This window comes from Brevibacillus sp. SAFN-007a, assembly GCF_051967035.1.
In the GTDB taxonomy this organism is placed as follows: Bacteria; Bacillota; Bacilli; order Brevibacillales; family Brevibacillaceae; genus Brevibacillus.
Genome location: NZ_JBQCKK010000001.1, coordinates 273,242 through 295,107, shown reverse-complemented (window position 1 = coordinate 295,107; position 21,866 = coordinate 273,242). Strand labels below are relative to the sequence as shown.

The 21,866-nt window shown below is 54.7% G+C and carries 17 protein-coding genes and 7 tRNA genes; 2 read left to right on the top strand and 22 right to left on the bottom strand.

The annotated features are described in order from the left end of the window. Window positions 1-123: 123 nt before the first annotated feature. A complete protein-coding gene (locus ACTHO6_RS01485) occupies window positions 124-1,362 on the bottom strand; it encodes a glycosyltransferase family 2 protein (protein ID WP_440238597.1) in 1,239 nt (412 codons plus the stop codon). A gap of 287 nt (window positions 1,363-1,649) precedes the next feature. Next, window positions 1,650-1,734, bottom strand: a tRNA-Leu gene (locus ACTHO6_RS01480). Window positions 1,735-2,073: 339 nt separating this feature from the next. On the opposite strand from ACTHO6_RS01480, the gene ACTHO6_RS01475 reads away from it, so the two are divergent. Then, window positions 2,074-2,331: a hypothetical protein gene (locus ACTHO6_RS01475; protein ID WP_440238595.1), complete on the top strand. Its 258-nt coding sequence runs from the start codon at window positions 2,074-2,076 to the stop codon at window positions 2,329-2,331. Between the two features lie 302 nt (window positions 2,332-2,633). On the opposite strand, the gene ACTHO6_RS01470 is transcribed toward ACTHO6_RS01475, so the two are convergent. From ACTHO6_RS01470 to ACTHO6_RS01445, 6 genes are all read right to left on the bottom strand, one after another. Further along, a tRNA-Arg gene (locus ACTHO6_RS01470) sits at window positions 2,634-2,710 on the bottom strand. A gap of 6 nt (window positions 2,711-2,716) precedes the next feature. Further along, window positions 2,717-2,790: transfer RNA gene (locus ACTHO6_RS01465), tRNA-Cys, on the bottom strand. Between the two features lie 5 nt (window positions 2,791-2,795). Further along, a tRNA-His gene (locus ACTHO6_RS01460) sits at window positions 2,796-2,871 on the bottom strand. 22 nt (window positions 2,872-2,893) lie between these two features. After that, window positions 2,894-2,967 (bottom strand) — tRNA-Trp (locus ACTHO6_RS01455). 1 nt (window position 2,968) lies between these two features. Then, window positions 2,969-3,045 (bottom strand) — tRNA-Met (locus tag ACTHO6_RS01450). Window positions 3,046-3,056: 11 nt separating this feature from the next. After that, a tRNA-Ser gene (locus tag ACTHO6_RS01445) sits at window positions 3,057-3,147 on the bottom strand. A 270-nt stretch (window positions 3,148-3,417) separates the two neighbouring features. On the opposite strand from ACTHO6_RS01445, the gene ACTHO6_RS01440 reads away from it, so the two are divergent. After that, entirely contained in the window at window positions 3,418-4,080 is a 663-nt protein-coding gene (locus tag ACTHO6_RS01440; protein ID WP_440238593.1) for an endonuclease/exonuclease/phosphatase family protein, read from the top strand. Here ACTHO6_RS01440 and ACTHO6_RS01435 read toward each other — a convergent pair. From ACTHO6_RS01435 to glyQ, 14 genes are all read right to left on the bottom strand, one after another. Continuing rightward, window positions 4,055-5,539: an alkaline phosphatase family protein gene (locus tag ACTHO6_RS01435; RefSeq protein ID WP_440238591.1), complete on the bottom strand. Its 1,485-nt coding sequence runs from the start codon at window positions 5,537-5,539 to the stop codon at window positions 4,055-4,057. The two genes, ACTHO6_RS01440 and ACTHO6_RS01435, sit on opposite strands and share 26 nt — an antisense overlap. 235 nt (window positions 5,540-5,774) lie before the next feature. Then, window positions 5,775-7,274 (bottom strand): S41 family peptidase, encoded by a 1,500-nt coding sequence (locus tag ACTHO6_RS01430; RefSeq protein WP_440238589.1) that lies wholly within the window; start codon window positions 7,272-7,274, stop codon window positions 5,775-5,777. Then, the gene (locus ACTHO6_RS01425) at window positions 7,271-9,271 is read right to left on the bottom strand and encodes an S-layer homology domain-containing protein (RefSeq protein WP_440238587.1); all 2,001 of its coding nucleotides are present in this window, start codon (window positions 9,269-9,271) and stop codon (window positions 7,271-7,273) included. The genes ACTHO6_RS01430 and ACTHO6_RS01425 overlap by 4 nt, the downstream gene beginning before the upstream one ends. 58 nt (window positions 9,272-9,329) lie before the next feature. Next, complete coding sequence (locus ACTHO6_RS01420) at window positions 9,330-10,448, bottom strand: Nif3-like dinuclear metal center hexameric protein (RefSeq protein WP_440238585.1); 1,119 nt, start codon at window positions 10,446-10,448, stop codon at window positions 9,330-9,332. Continuing rightward, window positions 10,412-11,158 (bottom strand): tRNA (adenine(22)-N(1))-methyltransferase, encoded by a 747-nt coding sequence (locus ACTHO6_RS01415; protein ID WP_440238583.1) that lies wholly within the window; start codon window positions 11,156-11,158, stop codon window positions 10,412-10,414. The genes ACTHO6_RS01420 and ACTHO6_RS01415 overlap by 37 nt, the downstream gene beginning before the upstream one ends. Window positions 11,159-11,299: 141 nt before the next feature. Further along, a complete protein-coding gene (locus tag ACTHO6_RS01410) occupies window positions 11,300-12,439 on the bottom strand; it encodes an acyl-CoA dehydrogenase (protein WP_440238581.1) in 1,140 nt (379 codons plus the stop codon). Between the two features lie 136 nt (window positions 12,440-12,575). Further along, window positions 12,576-12,749 (bottom strand): hypothetical protein, encoded by a 174-nt coding sequence (locus tag ACTHO6_RS01405; protein WP_440238579.1) that lies wholly within the window; start codon window positions 12,747-12,749, stop codon window positions 12,576-12,578. A 58-nt stretch (window positions 12,750-12,807) separates the two neighbouring features. Beyond that, complete coding sequence (locus ACTHO6_RS01400) at window positions 12,808-13,740, bottom strand: hypothetical protein (protein ID WP_440238577.1); 933 nt, start codon at window positions 13,738-13,740, stop codon at window positions 12,808-12,810. Between the two features lie 90 nt (window positions 13,741-13,830). After that, window positions 13,831-14,955 (bottom strand): RNA polymerase sigma factor RpoD, encoded by a 1,125-nt coding sequence (rpoD, locus tag ACTHO6_RS01395; protein WP_440238575.1) that lies wholly within the window; start codon window positions 14,953-14,955, stop codon window positions 13,831-13,833. A gap of 34 nt (window positions 14,956-14,989) precedes the next feature. After that, window positions 14,990-16,852, bottom strand: coding sequence for a DNA primase (gene dnaG / locus ACTHO6_RS01390; RefSeq protein WP_440238573.1), 1,863 nt, complete (start codon window positions 16,850-16,852; stop codon window positions 14,990-14,992). A gap of 199 nt (window positions 16,853-17,051) precedes the next feature. Beyond that, window positions 17,052-17,888, bottom strand: a complete 837-nt coding sequence (locus ACTHO6_RS01385) for a pyruvate, water dikinase regulatory protein (RefSeq protein ID WP_440238571.1) — start codon at window positions 17,886-17,888, stop codon at window positions 17,052-17,054. An 11-nt stretch (window positions 17,889-17,899) separates the two neighbouring features. Then, complete coding sequence (locus ACTHO6_RS01380) at window positions 17,900-18,544, bottom strand: helix-turn-helix transcriptional regulator (RefSeq protein ID WP_440238569.1); 645 nt, start codon at window positions 18,542-18,544, stop codon at window positions 17,900-17,902. 123 nt (window positions 18,545-18,667) lie between these two features. Further along, complete coding sequence (gene glyS / locus ACTHO6_RS01375) at window positions 18,668-20,737, bottom strand: glycine--tRNA ligase subunit beta (RefSeq protein ID WP_440238567.1); 2,070 nt, start codon at window positions 20,735-20,737, stop codon at window positions 18,668-18,670. Beyond that, window positions 20,730-21,659 (bottom strand): glycine--tRNA ligase subunit alpha, encoded by a 930-nt coding sequence (gene glyQ, locus ACTHO6_RS01370; RefSeq protein ID WP_440238565.1) that lies wholly within the window; start codon window positions 21,657-21,659, stop codon window positions 20,730-20,732. The genes glyS and glyQ overlap by 8 nt, the downstream gene beginning before the upstream one ends. Window positions 21,660-21,866: the final 207 nt, after the last annotated feature.

Sequence of the window (21,866 nt, the reverse complement as noted above, 5' to 3'; positions counted from 1 at the left end):
TCTCTTTGGTGCTGATCGCGTCATTATACCAGATCAGCGGCTTCTTCCGCCACTGTCCCTAACAGGAAAGCCACAGGTGCAGATCGCCCCTGTGGCTTTTGTTTATGCGTTTGCGTTTCGTGCCTATTGCTGGATCTCCTCGATGCGAATCGCGCGGGTGTGGGACGTATGGCTCCACACCTGATTTTTCTTGGTGAAAAATGCGTAAAACAAGATCGGCAACCAGGTAAGGAAAAAGAACGGCAACAAGAGCAGTCCCAGATATCCTTTGAGCGGCACCTTTTCGAGGTAGAGCGCCAGAAACGGCAATAAATAAAACACAGCGGTAGATCCGTACACCAGCCAGGTTGGCAGGATGGTAGCAGCAGGCGTCAGAGCCGCAATGTCAAAATACCGGCCCAAAAACAGCAAGGACATCATCGTCACCATCAGCACGTACATCGGCTGGAACAGGTAGAAGGCCGCGTCAAGCATGCCCAGTCTTCTTGTCTTCACGGCGTTTTTCAGCATACTTCCAATGTAGCGTCCCGCCACATCGTAGTGGCCCTGCATCCAGCGCAAGCGTTGGCGCATGGAAGCTTTCAGGTCAATCGGCTTCTCATCCCATACCTTCGTATCATGCGCCCAGGTCGGATAAATGCCTCGCTCGATGCAGCGTGTGGCAAACTCCAGGTCTTCCGTCAGGCTGGTCGCTCCCCAGCCCATCTCCTTGAGCAGGCTGCTCTCGATACACAAGCCCGTGCCGCCCAATGTGTTCGGCAGACCGAGGTTGTGACGGGCCAGCTGCCACATGCGGTTGGTAAACCAATACGTCACAGCATAAGACAGGGTAATCCAGGAGTCAAACGGGTTTTTCGAATCCAGATAGCCTTGAATCACACGCTCGCCTTTGAGCAGACGGTCGTTCATCACTTTCAGGAAGTTCTTTTCAACCAGATTGTCTGCATCAAACATGACGACGGCATCGTACTGCTTCGGCCTTGCCCAGAGATTCTCCAGCATCCACTCAATCCCGTAGCCTTTTCCGCGCTTGGACGCGTCAAACCGCTCGCACGCAATGGCTCCGTGTGCCCGACTGATCTCAGCTGTGTTATCTGTACAGTTGTCGCAAATGACGAAGATGTCGTACATTTCGCGTGGGTAGTCGAGCTTTTTCAGGTTCTCAATCAGTGGAGCGATTACGGCACTTTCGTTATGCGCCGCAACCAATACAGCAAATGTTTTTTGTGGCTCGCTTGTCACCTGCTCCTTCTTGCGGAACAGGCCTGCACAAGAAACCAGTGTTTGGTACGTGCTAATGACACCTACCGTTGAAGTGAATCCGATGAATAATCCCTCAATGATCTCTCTAATTACACTCATGGGTTCTTCTCCTCGACCTGATCAAATTGGGTCTGATCTGATTCAGGTAGTGTTGTTTTTCCAACATTTCTCTATTGTCTTTCTCCCAATTGGGAGTGTACATCAAAAGCGGTTCAAGATCAATGACCCAAAAGTGGGAAAAAAGAAGGCACTGCTAACACCTTTCCCACCTTTTTCTCTTTCTATTCGACAAGCCCGGAACATGAGCAGAAAAAAAAGCCCTTGTCGAAAAGGCTTGATTTATTTCGAAAACACGAGATCCGATCTTCGTCCTCGCTGGGACACGATGGTGCGGTCGGCGAGACTCGAACTCGCACGGGTCTCCCCGCCACCCCCTCAAGATGGTGTGTCTGCCAATTCCACCACGACCGCCTGTTGCAGCAAACAGATTCCTTGCCTGCCGCAGAATCACGCTCTTGAGTATACACAATCCAATTTTCGAAGTCAATAGCGAGTTCCTCCATCCGAATGCCCAAATTCCACCCGGAAACCACATCCGCTCTCTGTCGAAGCATGCGGTTTTTGTTGTATTTTCCAAAAAAGATGGACGTGCTATGGGGACCTGTTCTCCGCGATTCGCCACGAGCACCCCCAAACTGCGGCGCGATATTTTTCGGCTTTCTTACATATTTCATGGCGAAAAAGACAAATTATGAGCAAGAGCAGACGATCCGCATTTTCAAAAAAAATTTTCGACAACGGGGGAAAACGATGATTCCCGAAACGATCAAACAGCTGCTGCACGATATTCGGCTCATTGGCGGCGGCATGAAGCAGTATGAACATCCGGATGATTGGCAGCTGATTCGCAACCTGGTTGGCGACAAGCTGGAGGTCGATTTGAGCGATGCCACTCCCGAGTTTTGGGAGAAGCTTCGTGCGTCTCTGGAGAGCGAAAAGGCAACGGCCCTAGAAAAAGCCGAGCGGCGTTACCTGCATGGTCTCTACTACTACAATCCTTTTAGTTGACCACGACGTGTTTCGTGGTCTTCCTTTCTGGTCTGCGGTTTTACGATGCGCCGTACTCCCCAAGTATCCGTCTGCCAAATCAAAATGGTTGTCCACATGCGTATCTTTTTTTCTGGTCATTCGTTCTATCAAAGAGGGGATTCTTGTTTGCGGGAATCTACTCGTAAGCATATGAGAAGCTTCCTTATTATATGTCTGTCAGGATTCGTCATTTTCTGTCGATAAAATGACGGTTGTTCAACGAAAAGACCTCGTACAAACTCAAGCGGCCGTTGAGTTTGTACGAGGTCTTTTGGCATAGATGGCGTCCCAGGAGAGATTCGAACTCCCGACCGACGGCTTAGAAGGCCGTTGCTCTATCCAGCTGAGCTACTGGGACAAGAGATGGAGGGAGTACCCGGATTTGAACCGGGGATAAGGGTTTTGCAGACCCGTGCCTTACCCCTTGGCTATACTCCCGTAGATGGGGCGATCGATGGGACTCGAACCCACGAATGCCGGAGCCACAATCCGGTGCGTTAACCCCTTCGCCACGACCGCCATGCAGAACGCTTCGCTCTTCTGGCAGGGGCAGTAGGAATCGAACCCACACCAAAGGTTTTGGAGACCTTCGTTCTACCGTTAAACTATGCCCCTTTGGTAGCGGTGGAGGGAATCGAACCCCCGACCTTTCGGGTATGAACCGAACGCTCTAACCAGCTGAGCTACGCCGCCGAAATACAAAATGGCGGAGAGTGAGGGATTCGAACCCTCGCTACGCTTGCGCATACTAACGGTTTAGCAAACCGTCCCCTTCGGCCTCTTGGGTAACTCTCCGTAATACTATGTTTTTTGCAAACGGAATATGCACACTGACTACATGAATAGACACATTCAGGCGATGTCAGCCTTGCCCTTGTGGCAAATTCTCACATGGGAGACGTTCTTTAATATAGCATAGATTAATCCAAAATTCAACAGGAATTAATAAATAAGTGGGAGAAAACATCGTCTCTCCACGTATCTCCCCATTCCCGACTAGACCACCGGAAAGCTCGTCGATACTAGAGAAGAATCCGCACAAGTCACACCGAAACAGGAGCCACCATGCTACGAGCAATCAGTTACAACATCCACAGCGGCCGCGATCTCTGGTGGCGTAAACGCCTTCCCCAGATGGCTGACACGTTGTCCGCATGGAAGCCGGACATCGTAGGCTTGCAGGAGGTCCATCAAAACGCCAAATACGGCTATCAGGCGAGCTTTTTGGCAGAGCAATTGGGGTATCATCTCGCCTTTGCTCCATCCATCCCGCTCGGCAATGGTCACTACGGAAACGCCTTGCTTTCCAGATATCCTCTCGAAAGCGTCCAGACCGTCGCCCTCCCGGCGAAGCGTGAGCAACGAACGCTGTTGCAAGCCACTTTTCGCTGGGGCGGCAAAAGCATCTCCGTCTGGGTGACTCATTGCAGCTTGAATCAAACCAGCCGCACAGCGCAGTTGCAGTTCCTCTCTGCGCTACTTTCCCGACACAGGGCTGCTCCTGTTCTCTTGATGGGCGATTTCAACGCTACCGATGTGTCCTTCGCCCCTGTCCTGCAAGACTGCGCTGTCGTCTGTGGACAGGAGAAAAAGCACACCCTCCCGGCCTTTCGCCGCCGCCTGGATTACATTTTTGCATCCAGCCACTGGGATATTCAGCAGTATGCCGTCTTGCCTGTCACCTGGTCGGATCACGTCCCGATCATTGTGGATGCGCGGCTGAAATAACGCCCAGCTCGCGTAAAATAAAGTCTTTGACATCCACCAGCCGCGCCGGCAACGGGAATGAATGAGTCGCGCCAGCAATCACCAAAGGAATCAGCGAGTCCCGTTTGTGCAAAGAACCGTGACTGCCCCCTCCGAGATGGGTAGGCGCGCATTCGGACAAAAATTCATACCCCGGTGCCGCAGTCACGATGACAACCGGGCCTGGCTGCGCGAACGCCGCTCCGTACAGCCGGGAAAACGCATCCGGGTACGTATCGAATGTCAGCACCTCTCCATCGTACTGCACATCGAGAACGGACGGATCGCCAGCCATTCCCCACGAGCATCCATACGCGTCAGGATACGCAGCCCCGCGCCAAAAGCTCAACTCCTGCCTTGTCCCCCCGCGGCGCACGCTGATTTTCTCGCCATCCTTCCAGGCAATCAGGTCAATGCGTTCATCAACGCTAACCGCTTCGATGATCGCCGCCTGCTCCGTCCCGTTGACCGGATACAAAAAGCTCATCCGCTCATTGTTGCAAATGACGACCTCTACTTCCGAGGTCACTTCCTTGCCCAATGCATGAATGGAGAACCCGCGCAGAAGAGCATCCAAGGAAATGTTGTGCTCTTCCCCTGCTCCGATGACCGTCTGGCCGTGGTCCGAGATCAGGATGCATACGTTTCGGGCAAGCATTTGCTCCCACGAAGGGAAGCTGTCCAGAAAGCGCACCAGCTCTTTGTCCACAGCGGCCAGGTGCTGAACGGCATTTTCCGGCGAGCGGTGGAGCTTGTGATCGTTTTCAGGAAGGTAGACCAAGGTAAAATGAGGCTGCTTGCCGCTGCGAATGACTTCAATCAGCACGTCGATGGCGTAGGAGTCATTGATCCCGTAGCCTTGTAACACCGTCTGCGCCAGATTCCACGTAACCGGACGGAATATGTCTGGCCGAACCAGCGTCCCCATGCTCATGATCGTCGGACCGCTTACCGTCTCGCGAAGCTGAAAAGATGTGATGGCATCCAAAAGAGGCGGCATGTGAACCTTGTGCTGCTTATGGCCCCGATGAGCAATGACATTGATGGACCCAGATACAAGCTGATGCTCTTCCAGCACCTCATGGATCGTCTTCACGTCCTTGCTAAGATGTCGCTCGTTCAGGTCAAACAGCACGTTGCTGGCACAGTGAGCTATGCCCATCTTGCTCACCGGAATCGCGCCGTTAATGTAATTGACCATTTGCTTTTGTTCCGAATCGTACCAAACGAGTCCAGGTATTTTGTGCTGATCCGGGTACACACCCGTTAGCAACGAGCAGTCGATCGAAGCCGTCATCGTCGGAAACACAGTAACGCAGTCTGGGATGTACTGGCTATGTTCCAGCAAAAAACGCAAGCCCGGCGCTTTGTTCTCGGCAATGCAACGCTCCAGCACATCTGGCATCATCGAGTCGATCAAAAATAGAATTACCTTTTTCATCGGTCTGCCATCCTTCGTTCTTCAGTAGTATCGCACCTGATAGTGTTCGGCTTCCGGCAGTCGACTATACTACACGCAGCAGGAAAACTTCACCCCCGCTTGCCAGAAGCGCTGCCGGAATGCGGAACCATCGGCTTCGTCCATGCTTGGGAAAAGGCTGGGCTTCGCCTCTGTCGAAAAAAGCCTCCGCTGTCTACGTGGATCATTCCACGGGCAGCAGAGGCTTTTCGTTTCGTCAGGAGGTATAGGTCAAGACGTGAAATCCATGTTTGCTTTGCAGCTTCAAGGCGGGGTGTTTTTGCAAATAAGGCGCAAGCTCCACATACTCTTTTTCCCCGATAGCAGGGTCTTTCAGCAAGTGCGACAGAACAGCCGCCCTGATTTGCAACCCGCCTGTTCCTTGCTTGAACAGCGGTTCCACGGTAGGAAACGGGATGCCGTTGATGATCGTGTCGCCCTCCTCGTCGCTCAACTCCCACTGGCGAACATGCAACGACTGGAGAGCTTCCACGACTTGCGCCCCGTAATCCTCCACCAGGATGTCCGGTGTGAGTCCGACGTGATTGACGACCATATGCTTGGGCGTAAAATACTCGTTGAGCGTCAGCTTCAGCGCATCTCCCTCCGACAGCGGGATGACTTGCTGCGCGCTGCCTTTTCCATACGTTTTTGTGCCTACCAGCTTGGCGATGCCATGATCGCGCAAGGCGCCTGCCAACAGCTCGGAGGCGGAGGCTGTCCCTCCATTCACCAAAATCCGCACAGGAATGCCGATGTCTCGCCCGTTTCTCACCCAAGTCTCCACTTCCACCCCGTTGCGGTTCGTCGTGTACATGAGCAGGCCGTCTTCCATAAACAGGCTGGCGATGTCTCGCGCAGTCGCCAAGTATCCCCCACCGTTGTCACGCAAATCCAGCACAAGCCCGGTCAACGGCTTGGATGAGCGAGAAAACTCCAGCAGCTTGTCGCGCATCTGCCAAGCCCCCTCGGAGCCGAATGTTTCGAGGCTGATATAGCCAATGGCCCCGTCGGAAAACAGCTGCCCCTCCGCTTCGGGAAGCGTCATCATCGCCCGTTTCAGCTTGACCTGAAACTCGCGCTTTTCAGCGGGACGATACACAGTCAGGACCGCTTCCGTTCCTTCCGCTCCTTTCAGGTAGGCGAAAGACTCCTCGAAGCTTTTTCCCGCAAGCGAAACGTCGTTGACCTTTTGCAGTTGGTCGCCGCGCTTGAGAACCGAGGCAGCGGCCGGAGAGCCGGGAACGATTTCGCGAATCATCAGATGATCGTTCTGCATGCGCAGCCGAAACCCGAACCCGACGAACTGGTTCTCCACGTCAGACTGGAACAGCCGCAGTTCGTCCGCTGTAAAAAAGACGCTGTGCGGATCGTCGAGGGTCGCGAGCATGCCGTCGATCGCCCACGCGTTCATCGAAGCCGCATCGAACCCGCCTTTGGCTTGCCATTCTGCCAGCCGTTGCTCCAACTCGCTCCACGTGTCGTCCGCAGGAGAGACGGCCAGCTGCAGCTTTTTGCGCTCCTTTGCCTGCTCGCTGACCGCTTGCAGCGCCCCTCTCACCAGCTGCGCTGCTTGCGGCTTGCTCAGATGACTTTCCATGACGTATCTGAACACTTCTTCCGTTTCCACGTACGGATTCTCTGCTGCCTGAACCGGCGCTTGCCATGCCGATACGGCCAACAGGGCTACCGCCAGCCATTGACGAAAACGCTTCATGGAGTCACCCCTTTTCGCACTTCATCCGGAATGGATACTTTCACGTTTGCGGCATACTCGTACTGATCCGTACCGGAATACGCGACATATTCATCGCTTGTGTAAATCTCTTCGTAGCGCCACGTGTGCTTGACCACGCGATCGCTGGCCCGATCAATGTAATACTTGTTCATGAACAGCGGCACGTGTTTGACTTTCCCGCGCTCCAGCATGAGCGAGGCGGATTTTTCTTCGAGGGCGGCACCCGGTATCCACTCGGTAATCACATCGATCTCCCCGAAGGATTGCTTGAAGTAGCGGGCATGCAAGCTGTTGGCACGTTCCGCTACCGGCAGGGCGCCGACCCATTCATGCAAAAAGTCCAGCCTGTCTGTCTTGTGCCGCTCCCATTTTTGCGTTTCGGAGTCGTAGGCGTATTGCACATGGTTCCGACCGTCGGTATAGGTAAGCAGCTTGTCGGATACCAGCTTTTGCGGCGACTGGTAAAATCCGTTGAGCTTGCTGACCTGGCTGCGCTGGTCAATCTCCTGCGTGTACTTGAAGGTGAATCCGCTGAGCACCGCTTCGCCCTTGACCTGATAGGCGTCCGTGTTGTCCAGCCGGCGAAGCGAATAGCCGAGGTCACTGACGATCGCCGCTTGCTCCCGCAAGGAGGCCAGCTCCTGCTTCAACAGCTTGACGAGCTGTACCATCCGGCTGTCGGCGGCCTGGGGCTTGACCGCTGCAAGCAGTGCCTCCGCTTCCTCCAGGCGCCCGTCCTGAGACAAATAGTAGCAGGCGTTGAGCAGTGCTTCCGGGTTTTGGACGGCGAACTGCTTGTAGCGGTTCAATGCCTTTTCCGTCTGCCCGCTCCGGATCTCCAGGGCACCCAGGTAGATGGCGAGCGCCTCCCACTCTTTTGACTCCGGCTTGACTTTTGGCTCGTAGGCGCCCAACCGTGCCAGCACCTTTGCGAACTGCTGCGAATCACTGGCCCCGAGCTGGAGCGCCAGGTCATACACATTGGCGCTGAGCAGCCGCAGCGTATCCGGCGCAATGATCTTGTCCGCAAAATAAGCGTCGATGGCCTTCAGTGCTTCCTCGAGGTTGACGGAAATCTCCGTCTCCGGGTCCCAGCTCAAGTAAAAATGCAGCCCGACCCGGTTGTCGAACGAGGTTCCCTCCAGCTTGCGCAGCACTTGAAAGGTCTGCTCCGAGTCTTCGTGATTCCGAATCGCGTCCACGGCCTCCACGTAGGCCTTTTCCTCAGCCGTTTTCCCAATCGTGTAGGTTGCAAAATAAGGGAAAAGCTCCTCAATCTCCGGAACCATCGGAAACTTTTGACCATCGTAGTCCAACAGCGGCAAGATCGTGTCCTGCACCAGATACGTCATCATGCGATCGGCAGCGACTGCCGCCTCTCCCCGCTTCAGCTTGTCTGAGCGCTCGCCTTCCAGCCACCCCCAAGCCTTGACTTCCTCCCATGCTTTTGCACTGTCTGACGCCATCGTGAACATCGACATCAGTTTTGCCGCTTCTTCCTGGGTGATCGGCCGGTTCGGGTTCATCGCCTCTCCAGGAAAAACCTCCTGGATGGCACCAGGACCGTACAACCTGTCCAAAATGACGGACACGCGCAACGTCGGATCGTACATCCACGTCAGCCGATCGACGTCTTTATAAGGGAGGTACGGCTCATCGAACCCTTCTCCTTTTGTCCATTCGCCATGTTCGGATAAAAACGTCAGCGGGTACAGCTGATACTGCCCTCCGTTGTACAAGCGATCCATCAAGGCCACGAATTCAGCGCGGGTCATCTCCCGATTCGGGTAAAACAGCGGCGCATTCGGCCCAGCCGCAAACAACCCTGCCTGAACGCCGCGAATGATGGATGCTTTCGCCTCATGCTGACGAATGTCTTGGTAGGGAAGAAAGCCCCCAGCCGCCGAAGCGACGCCGGGGGTGAGCAAGGCAGCGACGAGTAGTCCGCTAGAGAGCGTTCGAATTAGTTTTTGCACACAAAATCCTCCTACCTTCAACTGGACGGCCTATCCGTCTTTTTACGGCGTTTCGCGCTTACACAAATTGAAACGGATCCGTGTGCACAGAAGAGGCGATGACTTCAGTTTCTTCATAGCCGTTTGCTTTCAACTGCTCCCGCAAGTATTCCGCCAGTTTTTGCTTCATGATTTTTTCGATATTGTGACCTGCGTCAATGATGGAAAGCCCGTCAGCCTGCGCATCATGCGCAGTATGATAGCCGATATCCCCGGTCAGGAACACATCTGCGCCTTTGAAAATCGCCTTGGAGACAAACGAGCTGCCATCTCCGCCGACGACCGCTACTTTTTTGACCGTGGCATCCAAATCGCCTACGACGCGCAGCCCTTGCAGCGAAAAGCGCTCCTTGACCAGCTCAGCCAATTCGCGCAGCGTCATGGGGGCAGGCAGGTAGCCAATGCGCCCGATCCCGTACGCCTGGCCGGACTGCTCCAACCCGATGATGTCGTACGCGACTTCTTCGTACGGGTGGGCCGCCAGCATCGCTTTCAGCACCGCTGGTTGTTTGGAAGCAGGCACCACCATTTCGATGCGCACTTCCTCGACGGCTTCCAGCTTGCCTTGCGAGCCGATGTGCGGATCGGTTCCTTCGCCTGGCAAAAAGGTTCCCGTCCCCTCCACCTGAAAAGAGCAGTGACTGTAGTTGCCGACATGCCCGGCACCCGCTTCAGACATGGCCGTAAATACTGCCTCTTTGTGCGTGGCCGGAACGAAGACGACCAGCTTTTTCCACGCTTCTCGTTGCAGCACATCCAGCACGTCCACATCGACCAGCCCAATCGCTTCCGCCAACCAGTCGTTCATGCCGCCTACTGCGACATCCAGATTCGTGTGTGCCGTATAGACCGCAATATCATGCTTTAAGAGCTTTTCAAAGACGCGGCCTGCCGCCAGATCCGTCCGCAAGTGCTTGAGCGGTCGATAAATGACGGCGTGGTGCGCGACGATCAGATCGACGCCTTCCGCAATCGCCTCATCCACCACCGATTCGAGCACATCGAGGGCGACCATCACTTTTTTGACTTTCTTTTGCAGCGTCCCGACGTGAAGGCCGATTTTGTCGCCTTCCATCGCCAAAGCTTTTGGCGCCAAACGCTCTACGTACTGGATGACGGTTTGTCCGTGCGCAAGCATGCTATCACCTCATGGATCCATTCTAGTTCTCGCTCGATTTCTGCCACTCGCTGGACAGCTTCCGGTTTGTCCGACCGCTGCAGCTGGACCAGAATCTTTTTCCATTTTTCCGCTTCCTGGCTCCATTTTTCCAGGAGGATCGCTGATTTTTCTTCCCAGAGGAACGGACCGATCCGCAGGAGGTCTTCTTGCGGACGATCCTTGTTTTCATAAGGAACGGTGGGAACGCCTCGTTCGGCCACCAAAATTTCGTAAATCACGCCGTCTTCCTTCAAAATGGTCTCGGCGACCAGCTGCCACTCATGCCTCAACAGCCAGCGGCGCACGACCTCTTCCCCGACATTCGGCTGAAGAATCAGGCGCTGCACGCCTTCCAGCTTGGGCAGTCCTTCCTCCAAAATGGTGACAATCAGCTGTCCGCCCATCCCGGCGATGCAGACGACGTCGGCTTCCCCCGGCTTTAGCACGGCCAAGCCGTTTCCTTTTCGGACGGACGCGCGGTCTTTTGCCTGCAAGGTATGTATTTGCTTTTTCGCTGCTTGATACGGGCCTTCGTTCAGCTCGCCGGCGATCACGAACGAAGCGATTCCTTTCACAAGCAAATAAGAAGCCAACAACGCATGATCCGACCCGATGTCGGCGACGCGGGCTCCTTCTGGGCAGTAGCGGGCAATCGTTTGCAGCCGCTGGGAAATGGTTAATGATGTCATCTCTATGTTCACCTTCCGTTGCCTCTATTCTACCCTATTTGCCAGCCATTGCGAAAGGCAAATTCCTTGACAGCCCCCGCGCAAAGAACGACAAAATCCCCGCCGTTCCACCAGCGAGGATTCCTTGTGTTCCAAAAGTTGTCAGCAACCAATTTCCCTGGCGATCACGTTGCGCAAAATTTCCGAGGTGCCTTCTCCGATTTCCAACAGACGGGCATCGCGGAAGAAGCGTTCCACCTGGTATTCGCGCATGTAGCCGTACCCGCCGTGAATCTGGATCGCCTGATGAGTGGCTGCCATCGCGACTTCCGAAGCGTACAGCTTCGCCATTGCCGCCTCTTTGGTGAATGTGCGTCCTTGATCCTTGAGCCACGCCGCCTTGTACACCATCGTCCGGGCGAGTTCAATCTGCATCGCCATGTCAGCCAGCTTGTGCTGAATCGCCTGGAAGTGGCTCAAGGTATTGCCGAAAGCCGTACGCTGCTTGGCGTATTGCAGCGCCTTGTCGTAAGCGGCCTGTGCGATTCCGACCGCCATCGCCCCGATGCCGATGCGCCCGCCATCCAGCGTAATGAGAAACTGCTTGAAGCCCTCGCCGCGTTTTCCCAGCAGGTTTTCTTCCGGCACGCGGACGTTTTCCAGTACCAGCTCGGTCGTATTGGAGCTGTGCAACCCGAGCTTCTCGTAATTGGCCAGCACGCTAAAGCCTGGCGCATCGGTCGGGACGATAAAGGCAGAGATTCCTCTCGACCCCTTGTCTTTGTCCGTGACGGCGGTCAGGGCCAAAAACGATGCGTACGACGCATTGGTAATGAAACATTTCGAACCATTGATGAGCCACTCTCCCTCGGACCAGACAGCCGTCGTCTTGGTTCCGCCTGCATCCGATCCGGCGTTTGGCTCCGTCAAGCCGAAAGCGCCAAAGCTTTCACCGGAACAGATTTTGCTCAAGTATTTTCGCTTTTGCTCTTCCGTGCCAAATAAGTGCAGCGGAGCGCCGCCCAACGAAATGTGCGCCGAATACGTAATGCCCGTCGAGCCGCAAGCACGGCTAAGCTCCTCGACCACGATGGCGAAGCTCGTAGAGTCAGCTCCCCCTCCGCCGTACTCCTCCGGAAACGGCAGGCCCATCAGGTTCAACTCGCTCATCTGCTTGAATATTTCGACAGGAAATTGCTTCGTGCGGTCCCGTTCATCCGCGCCAGGCGCAACGACTTCATCGGCAAACTCCCGCATCATTTTCTTGAGCATTTGCTGCTCGACCGTTAAATCAAAATTCATGGTTAGCCCCCCTTGAAAACGCTTTAGGCACGATGTAGCAAGACACGCGCCCTTTTGACTGAGCGTTTGTTCAGAATTCTTTTCCATTATACACCACGAATGGCTTGGATGTGTGATTTCCACAAAAAAAACACGCCTATCGCTGGCGTGTTCCCACGAGGATCGCTCCCACAAAGGCCAGAGCGCCCAGTATGTATCCGATGCTGTACGTCTTGACTCCCATCAGCTGTGCCGCAGTTTCTCCGCCCAGGAAGACGGCAGCCAGCAAAATCCCGATCAATACTTTCCACTTGCTCTCCAATTCCCTCACCTCTTTGTTCTCTCTCCTCATTGTAGCAAATCGGACAGGCGAAAAAAACGGGACTGGCCTACAGTCTGAGCCATGTATACCAGTAGGCGCGCGTAAAGAAAAACAGCGCCGAAGCTACAAACACCTTGATGAACAAAAGAAGCTGAATCATATCCCTTTTCGCATCTGCGATATACAGCGCTTGAATCTCGGCGCCAAAAAAAGCGAGGAGGCCGCACACGGCAAAAACCCCTGCCCATTTCGGGTTGCCGCTGTTCATCAGAAAGCCGAGCCCCGTCAGCAGGCAAGCGAGAGGCACCCAGTACAGCTCCGACTTCCACCACGTGTAGTCCAGCCCTACCCGATGCAGCGTCGCAATCCCGTACAAGAGCGCGAGACCGAGCATGCCGCCATAGAGCAAATAAGCGTAGCCGAACAGAAAGGCACTCGCACATGCCAGCAGGCAAATAACGCCTACATACAACAGGATCAGCGGCATGGAACCGTTCAGCAGTTGAATGCCGTAGATTCCTCCCGCCACCAACAGAAGAAAGGAAAGCGCCAGAAACAAGTGCGTGAGCGGCGGGGCTTGACGGCGAAAGCCAAATCCCAGAATATAGAAAATGAGAGCGAAACAGGCAAAGATGGCAATTTGCATTGAGGTCGTAAAACGGGTAAAATGAAAAGCAAGCAAGATCAAACCAGCCAGGACAAAGGCGCCAAGGAGCCAGGCCAGCACCATTTTCCCCGTAACCGGAGCTACTTGTCTGGTTGCGTAGGCATAAGGGGCAGATGGCAACGAGTTGCCTGTCGCAACCCCTGCTCCCGCTCCCCCTGTCGCATCCGTTCTCTTCCCTTCTCCCTTGCCCGCGGATGCCGGTGAACCCGTACTCGGCCGCTCCCCTTCTGTATACAGGTTTAACAAGAAAATGCAGTAATGTTCAGGCAGCAGGTGATTGCGCCGCCAGTTTTCGATCTCGGCTATGATGGTTCGCTTGCGCTGGTCGTCCAACGCGGCCCCTCCTTACTCGTAACCCGGCATGATATGGAAAACGAAAAGCCTACGTCGGCTAAAACGTAGGCCTCATACTCCTTATATCGGCTATTCCAGGAAATCTTTTAAGCGTTTGCTTCTGCTCGGATGACGAAGTTTTCGCAGCGCTTTTGCTTCGATCTGACGAATGCGCTCGCGCGTGACGCCGAACACTTTTCCGACCTCTTCCAGGGTCCGTGTACGACCGTCATCCAGACCAAAGCGCAGGCGAAGAACATTTTCTTCGCGGTCCGTCAGGGTGTCCAGCACGTCTTCCAGCTGTTCTTTCAACAGCTCATACGCCGCTGCATCCGAAGGCTCCAGCGCATCCTGGTCCTCGATGAAATCGCCCAGGTGAGAGTCGTCTTCTTCCCCGATTGGCGTCTCCAAGGAAACAGGCTCTTGCGCAATCTTCATGATCTCCCGCACCTTTTCCGGGGTCAGATCCATTTTTTCCGCGATTTCCTCCGGCATCGGCTCGCGGCCCAGCTCCTGGAGAAGCTGACGGGAAACACGGATCAGCTTGTTGATCGTTTCCACCATGTGCACCGGAATCCGAATGGTCCGGGCCTGGTCCGCAATCGCACGGGTAATTGCTTGACGAATCCACCATGTCGCGTACGTACTGAACTTGTAGCCTTTGCGGTAGTCGAATTTTTCCACCGCTTTAATCAGACCCATGTTTCCTTCCTGAATCAGGTCGAGGAACAGCATGCCGCGGCCTACATAGCGCTTGGCAATCGAGACAACCAATCGCAGGTTGGCCTCAGCCAGTCTTCGTTTCGCTTCCTCATCCCCCTGCTCAATACGCTGCGCCAATTTGATCTCCTCTTCAGCGGAGAGCAGAGGAACACGACCAATTTCTTTCAAGTACATCCGTACAGGGTCATTGATCTTAATTCCAGGCGGAACGGAGAGATCGTCAAAGTCGAATTCTTCGTGGTCCTCATCCTTCATGATCATTTCGTCGACTTCGTCGTCGTCCGTGTCATTGTTGTTGATCTCGATACCTTGATCGCCCAGGTATTCGAAAAACTCATCCATCTGATCCGAATCCTGCTCAAAACCTGCCAGGCGATCCGTAATTTCCTTGTACGACAAAACGCCGCGTTTCTTGCCTAATTCGACCAACTGCTCCTTCACTTGTTCGATGGACATTGCTTCCATGTCAGAAGTGATATTTTGCTTGTTCATCTACTTTCCCTCCTTCCCCGGGAATGATCTGAAGCTACCCTTCTTTTAAAGCATTTTCCAATTCAAGAATCTTCATCCCTGTCAAGGCAGCTTGAATTTCCAGTTGTTTGCGCGCATCCTCGCTGTCCGCTGCGGCCGCTTGGAGGTGTAAGCTCCGCTGCTCTTCGCGCAATCGTTCCAACTCGGCACGCTTCGGGTAGTTATTCACTTGTTTGATGTAGTCACCGATCTCTAAATCAGATACGTCTTCCTTGCACTCCATCATGGCCAATCCCGAGGCTAATTGCTTTAACAAATCGTCTTGCACGTAATGTATGAACCCTCCAGGGTCTTCCGGGTTTCCCTCTGCGTAGTAGGCGTACAGGTAGGCAGCCAGCGCGGCGTGTTCATCCACCTGAAAGTGGGCGCTGCATTCCTCCTGGACGCGGGCGGCTATATCCTGATTCCGCATCATGTAGTACAGCAGCATGCGCTCAGCCGTATGGTAAGCGGGCGGCAGTGTTTTCGCGAGCGTAACTTTGCCATTATTTATACTATTATTCCATGCTGGCAACACTTTATCCCTTTGTCGTTCACTTTTTTGCTGTTTGTAAACGCGCTTGGCCTCCCACTTGAGATCGCTGAGCGTCAGGGAGTATTCATCCGCCAATTGCCGCAAATACATATCCCGTTCGACCGGGCTTTCCAGCTCGTTGATGATTTCCAGGGCCTTGGCAATCAAGCGAGCCTTGTCCGTCTCATCATGTATTACGATCTGGCTTCGCAAATGTTTCAAGCGAAAAGCCGTAACCGGCATCGCCTGCAGCAAAACCTGCTGCGAAAAGGCATCAGCGCCGTGCTGGCGTATGTAATCATCGGGATCGACTCCCTGCGGCAAAGGAGCTACCCGTACAATGAGACCAGCCTGCTGCAGGACGTGGATCGCCTTGCTTGTCGCTTCCTGCCCGGCCGTGTCTCCGTCATAGCAGATCACAACCGAATCGACATTGCGCCGAATCATCCGTGCCTGCTGCTCGGTCAAAGCGGTCCCCAGCGTAGCAATGCCTTGGGGAAAACCTGCCTGCCATGCCGAAACGACATCGACATATCCTTCGAATAACAATGCCTGCTTCCTCTTTCTCATATACGGACGGGCACGGTGAAGGTTGAACAGGGTAGCGCTTTTGTTAAACAAAAGGCTTTCCGGGCTGTTTACATACTTCGGTTGCGATTTCGGCTGCGAGCCGTCCAGGAGGCGGCCGCCGAATCCGATGACATTTCCCTGCGTGTCGTGGATGGGGAACATGATCCGTCCCCGGAAGCGATCAAACACTTTTCCGCCATCGCTTTGCGCCAAAAGTCCGGCCTCGACCATCAGCTCTTGGGAAAACTGCCGCTTTTTTAAAAACTGCGTAAGAAAATCCCAAGAATCAGGCGCAAAGCCAATCTGAAACTCGTCAATGGTCTGCCTGGACACCCCGCGCCGTTCGAGGTACTTCATCGCCTCCACGCCATAAGGCGTCTCCGTCAGCACGTAGTGATACAGCTGCGCAACAAGCTGATGCGCTTCCTGCATGGCTTGCTTAGCGCGTTTTTCAGGAGCTTCCTCTACCTGCTGTTTCTGGGGCAGCTCGATTCCGACACGCTCCGCCAATTTGTACAGTGCCTCCGGGAACGTCAACTGCTCCAGTTTCATTAAAAAGGAAAAAACATCCCCACCTGCCCCGCAGCCAAAGCAATAGAAAAACTGTCGCTCTGCATTCACATTGAAGGAAGGGCTTTTTTCAGAGTGAAACGGACATAGACCGAGAAAGGCACGACCGCTTTTTCTCAGTTGAACGTACTCTCCTACAACGTCTACGATGTCGACAGCGGCACGCACTTGATTCACAAATTCATCTGAAGTGGGACCAGTCATGTCTTTCCACCTTTTTAGGAGAATCGCAATGAGATTATTTAGTTCGTCAAAATTCGTCAAATTCCTGCTTGGTCTCGAACTTCTTTTCTTCTTTTCTACTTTTCCACATTTCCGCGAACGGTAAACGCGGCGGCGCCCGTTGCGCCAAAACCTTTCGCTACACGTTTTCTACAAAAGTCGCCATTTTCCTTCTTTTGGCCTATTTCCTTTCGTTGCGAAGGTTGTTTTTGCGAATCATCTCCAAAATGATATTCGCGGTTTCCTCCACGGCCTTGTTCGACACGTCGATGACCATACAGCCCAGCCGTTCAATAATCTTCTTGGAGTACGCCAGCTCTTCCGCGATCCGGTCGAGATTGGCGTAATTGGCTTGCGCGGTCAATCCCAGCGCTTTCAGCCGCTCGGTGCGAATGCCGTTCAACTGCTCCGGATTGATGGTCAGCCCGACACATCGCTCCGGAGGCAGCTGGAACAGCTCTTCCGGCGGCTCCACCTCCGGGACGAGCGGGACGTTCGCCACTTTCAGACGCTTGTTCGCCAAGTACATGGACAGCGGCGTTTTGGAGGTGCGGGACACCCCGATCAGCACAACGTCAGCGCGCAAAAGTCCGCGCGGATCACGGCCGTCATCGTACTTGACGGCGAACTCGATCGCGTCCACCTTGCGGAAGTATTCCTCGTCCAGTCGGCGAACCAGTCCCGGCTTGCCTGTCGGCGGCTCGTTCAGCATGCCTTGCAAGGTGTGCATGAGCGGCCCCATCACATCAATCGCCGGGATGCCGTGCAAGGCTGCTTGCTGGGTAATGTACGCGTTCAGCTCCGGGATCACCAGCGTAAAGACGATCATCGCTTTCGATTCCTTCGCGGAGGCGATAATTTCGTCGATGGATTCCTTGTCTTCTATGTAGGGATACTTTTGCACATCAAACAAAAAACGGTCAAATTGACTGGCTCCAGCGCGAACGACCAGCTCGGCCGTTTCGCCGATGGAGTCTGAGACCACGTAGATGAGCTGTCCTTGTTGGTTACCTTGCATCCATTCTCCTCCTACACTTTCGGCTCGCTGCCCAGTTCTACAAATGCTTTGGCGATCGTCGTCTTCGTAACCCGTCCCATCAGCTCCATCTGCTTCGGGTCTTCGTCGCTGGGTCGCACCACAGGCAAGGAATCGATCTGGAAATCGATCAGCTTTTTCGCCGCCGCATACAAGGTCTCCTCCGGTTCGCAGGTGATGATATTCGGCATCCGCGACATGATGATGCTGACCGGCACATCCTCCAGCGTCTTGTTGCCCAGCGAAGCACGCAAGAGGTCCTTGCGTGAGATGACGCCAGCTAAATACCCTTTTTGATTGACAACGAACAACGTCCCGACATCCTCCAGAAAGAGGGTCACGATGGCATCGTAAGCGGAGGCGGACTCGGAAACTACGATTGGCACTGCCTTGTAGTCATTGACAATAAGCTTGTGAAGCCGTTCACTAATGACGGAGCTTGCTGGTCTGCCGGCATAAAAATACCCGACCCGAGGCCTGGCTTCTAAATATCCTGACATCGTGAGGATGGAGAGATCAGGGCGCAGTGTAGCGCGAGTCAGATTGAGACGCTCCGCGATATGCTCCCCTGTAATCGGTCCGTCATCCTTCACGATCTGTAAAATCTGCTCTTGACGCTTGGTAAGCTCGATGACCAATCACCCCGATTCTGTCTTTACCTCTTCCTAGTATTACTCTATTCGACCGGATATTCCTTCTTTCGCGGGGAAAAAAGGTGCCCCCGTCCGGATGTAAGACGGAGGCACCAGCCTCTTCGGTTTTTAAGCAAACACCAATTTGGCAAAGTCGGCGTAGCCGTTCAACAGACGGGAGATACGCAGGAGCAGGCCCAGACGATTGGCGCGAACCGCCTGATCTTCCGCCATGACCATCACCTTGTCGAAAAAGCCTTGAATCGGCTCGCGCAGCGTGGACAGCGTCGCGAGAATTTTTCCCTGATCGGCGAGTCCTTGCACTTCCTTGGCTACAGACTGGTAGGACTGATACAGCTTGCGCTCGGCCTCTTCGGCAAACAACGCTTCGTCCACGCTGTCCGCTTCCGCCTTTTGCGCCAGGTTGTTCACCCGGTTAAACTGCTCGACAATCAGCTTGAAGTCCTCGGCCGAGACGCTCGCCATCAGGGCCTTCGCTTTTGCCAGCACGTCGGGAACGCGCGTCACAGCTGCGCTCAACACGGCATCCACCACGTCGTAGCGCACCTCGTTTTCTTGCAGAACGTTTTTCAAGCGCAGCGCGAAGAAGTCGACCAAATCCTTCTTCACTTCCTCCGTGGTGCGTTTCTTTATGCCTTGCGCCGCATAGCCTTCCAGAGCGGCATCCCACAGTTCGTCCAGAGACAGCTGCCAGTTGCGTTCCAGCAAAATGGCGACGATTCCGGCTGCCATCCGGCGCAAGCCGTACGGGTCCTGGGAGCCTGTCGGCACGATGCCGATGGAGAAGCAGCCGACGATGGTGTCGAGCTTGTCAGCCACGCTCGCAATCGCCCCTTGGGCTGAGGCAGGCATAAGGTCTCCCGCGAAGCGAGGCAGATAATGCTCGAACACGCCGCGCGCCACGAGATCGGACTCCCCTGCCTTGCGGGCGTAATCTTCCCCCATGATACCTTGCAGCTCGGGGAATTCGCCGACCATGTTCGTCACGAGGTCAAACTTGGCGATTTCGGCGATGCGGTCTACCTGCTTGGCTTCTTCCGCACTCACGCCGAGCTTGCTTGCGATCAGCCCCGCCGTTTTGCGAACGCGGCGTACCTTGTCGCCAATCGTTCCCAGCTCTTCATGGAACACGATCGTCTCCAGGCGCTTCAGGCAGCTCTCGATGGACAGCTTCTGGTCCTCTACATAGAAGAAGCGGGCGTCAGAGAGACGAGCACGCAACACTTTTTCGTTTCCTTTTGCGACGTTCTCCAGCGCGCGGCTGTCGCCGTTGCGCACGGTGACAAAGTGGTTGAGCAGCTGGCCTTGCGCGTTTTCCACCGGGAAATAGCGCTGATGCTCGCGCATGGAAGTGACCAGAACCTCGCGCGGAATCGTCAAAAACTCCGCTTCGAACGTGCCGTAGAGCGCGGTCGGATACTCCACGAGGTGAACGACTTCATCGAGCAGCCCCTCATCCATCGGAATCGTCCAGCCGTGCTCCTGCTCCAGGCGGCGGATTTGCTCCACGATCATCGCTCTGCGCTCCTCTGGATCGACAATGACATGCTGCTCGGCCAGCTTGCTCACGTACTCGCCCGGATGGTTCAGCGTTACTTCCGTGCCCAGGAAGCGATGGCCGCGGGAGACGCGTCCGCTTTTCACCCCTGCGATCTCCAGGTCAATCAGCTCTTCGCCGAACAGGGCAACGAGCCAGCGAATCGGGCGAACGTATTTCAACTCTCGTGCGCCCCAGCGCATGTTTTTCGGAAAGCTCATGCCCGCAATCACATCGGCGAGCTGCGGCAAAATGTCCGTTGTCGCCTTGCCTGTCTCCGCTTTTCTCGCATGTACATACTCCACGCCGTTTACTTCCTTGAAGTACAGGTCGTTCGGGTCGACGTTGTTGCTGCGCGCAAAGCCGAGCGCGGCCTTGGTCCAGTTGCCTGCTTCATCCTGGGCGATTTTTTTGGCCGGACCTTTCGCTTCGTCGTTGCGATCCGGCTGCTTTTCCGCGAGACCCTGGATCAGCACGGCGAAGCGGCGCGGCGTTTCCAGCGCAGTGATCTGTTCAAACGGCACGCGTTCTTGCGTCAGCCATTTCTCCACTTTTTCCTTGAATTGCGACGCTGCCAAGGCGACAAACCGCGCCGGCATTTCTTCCAAACCAACCTCTACGAGCAAATCGCGTTTACTCATTTGTATCCTCTCCCTTCACCTGTGCCGTCTGTTCCACTTGTACGCCCTCTTTTTTCAGCAGCGGGAAGCCGAGACGTTCGCGCTCCGCATAGTACGTTTGCGCCACTTCACGGGACAGATTGCGGACGCGGGCGATATAGCCTGTGCGCTCGGTCACGCTGATCGCGCCGCGAGCATCCAACAGGTTGAACGTGTGCGAGCATTTCAGCACGTAATCATACGCCGGATAGACGAGGCGCTCCTTCATCAGACGTTTTGCTTCTGCTTCGTACGTGTTGTAGAGGGAAAACAGCATATCCGTGTCAGACAGTTCGAACGTGTATTTGGAGTGTTCGTACTCTGGCTGCAAGAACACGTCTCCATACGTGAAGCCGTTGCACCATTCCAGGTCGAACACGTTTTCTTTTTCCTGAATGTAGGAAGCCAGCCGCTCCAGCCCGTACGTCAGCTCGACTGCTACCGGCTTGCACTCCAGACCGCCGACTTGCTGGAAGTACGTAAACTGGGTGATTTCCATGCCGTCCAGCCAAACCTCCCAGCCGAGGCCCCACGCGCCCAGGCCCGGATGCTCCCAGTTGTCCTCTACGAAGCGGATGTCGTGCTCCAGCGGCTCGATGCCGAGTTCGCGCAGACTCTCCAGGTACAGCTCCTGGATATTGTCCGGCGACGGCTTCATAATCACCTGAAACTGGTGGTGCTGGTACAAACGGTTCGGGTTTTCCCCGTAGCGGCCGTCCGCCGGGCGACGGGAAGGCTCCACATAAGCGACATTCCACGGCTCCGGACCGATGGCGCGCAAAAATGTCATCGGGTTGAGCGTACCCGCCCCTTTTTCTACGTCGTACGGCTGCACGATCAGGCAATTTTGCTTTGCCCAAAAGTTTTGCAGCGTCAAAATGATGTCTTGAAATGTCATTTTCATGCTTTTTCCTCCTCCAAAAATAAAAACCTCCCGCCGCTACACTGTTGAAACACAACAGTGTAGGGACGAGAGGATTCTCGCGGTTCCACCCTACTTGGCGAAAAGGTTTTTCGCCCACCTTGTCAAGACCAAATTGCTCCGGAACGCCCTTCATCAGCATGGTGACCGGGCTTGCACCCTCCCCGGTTCGCTACGAACACCCAGTGG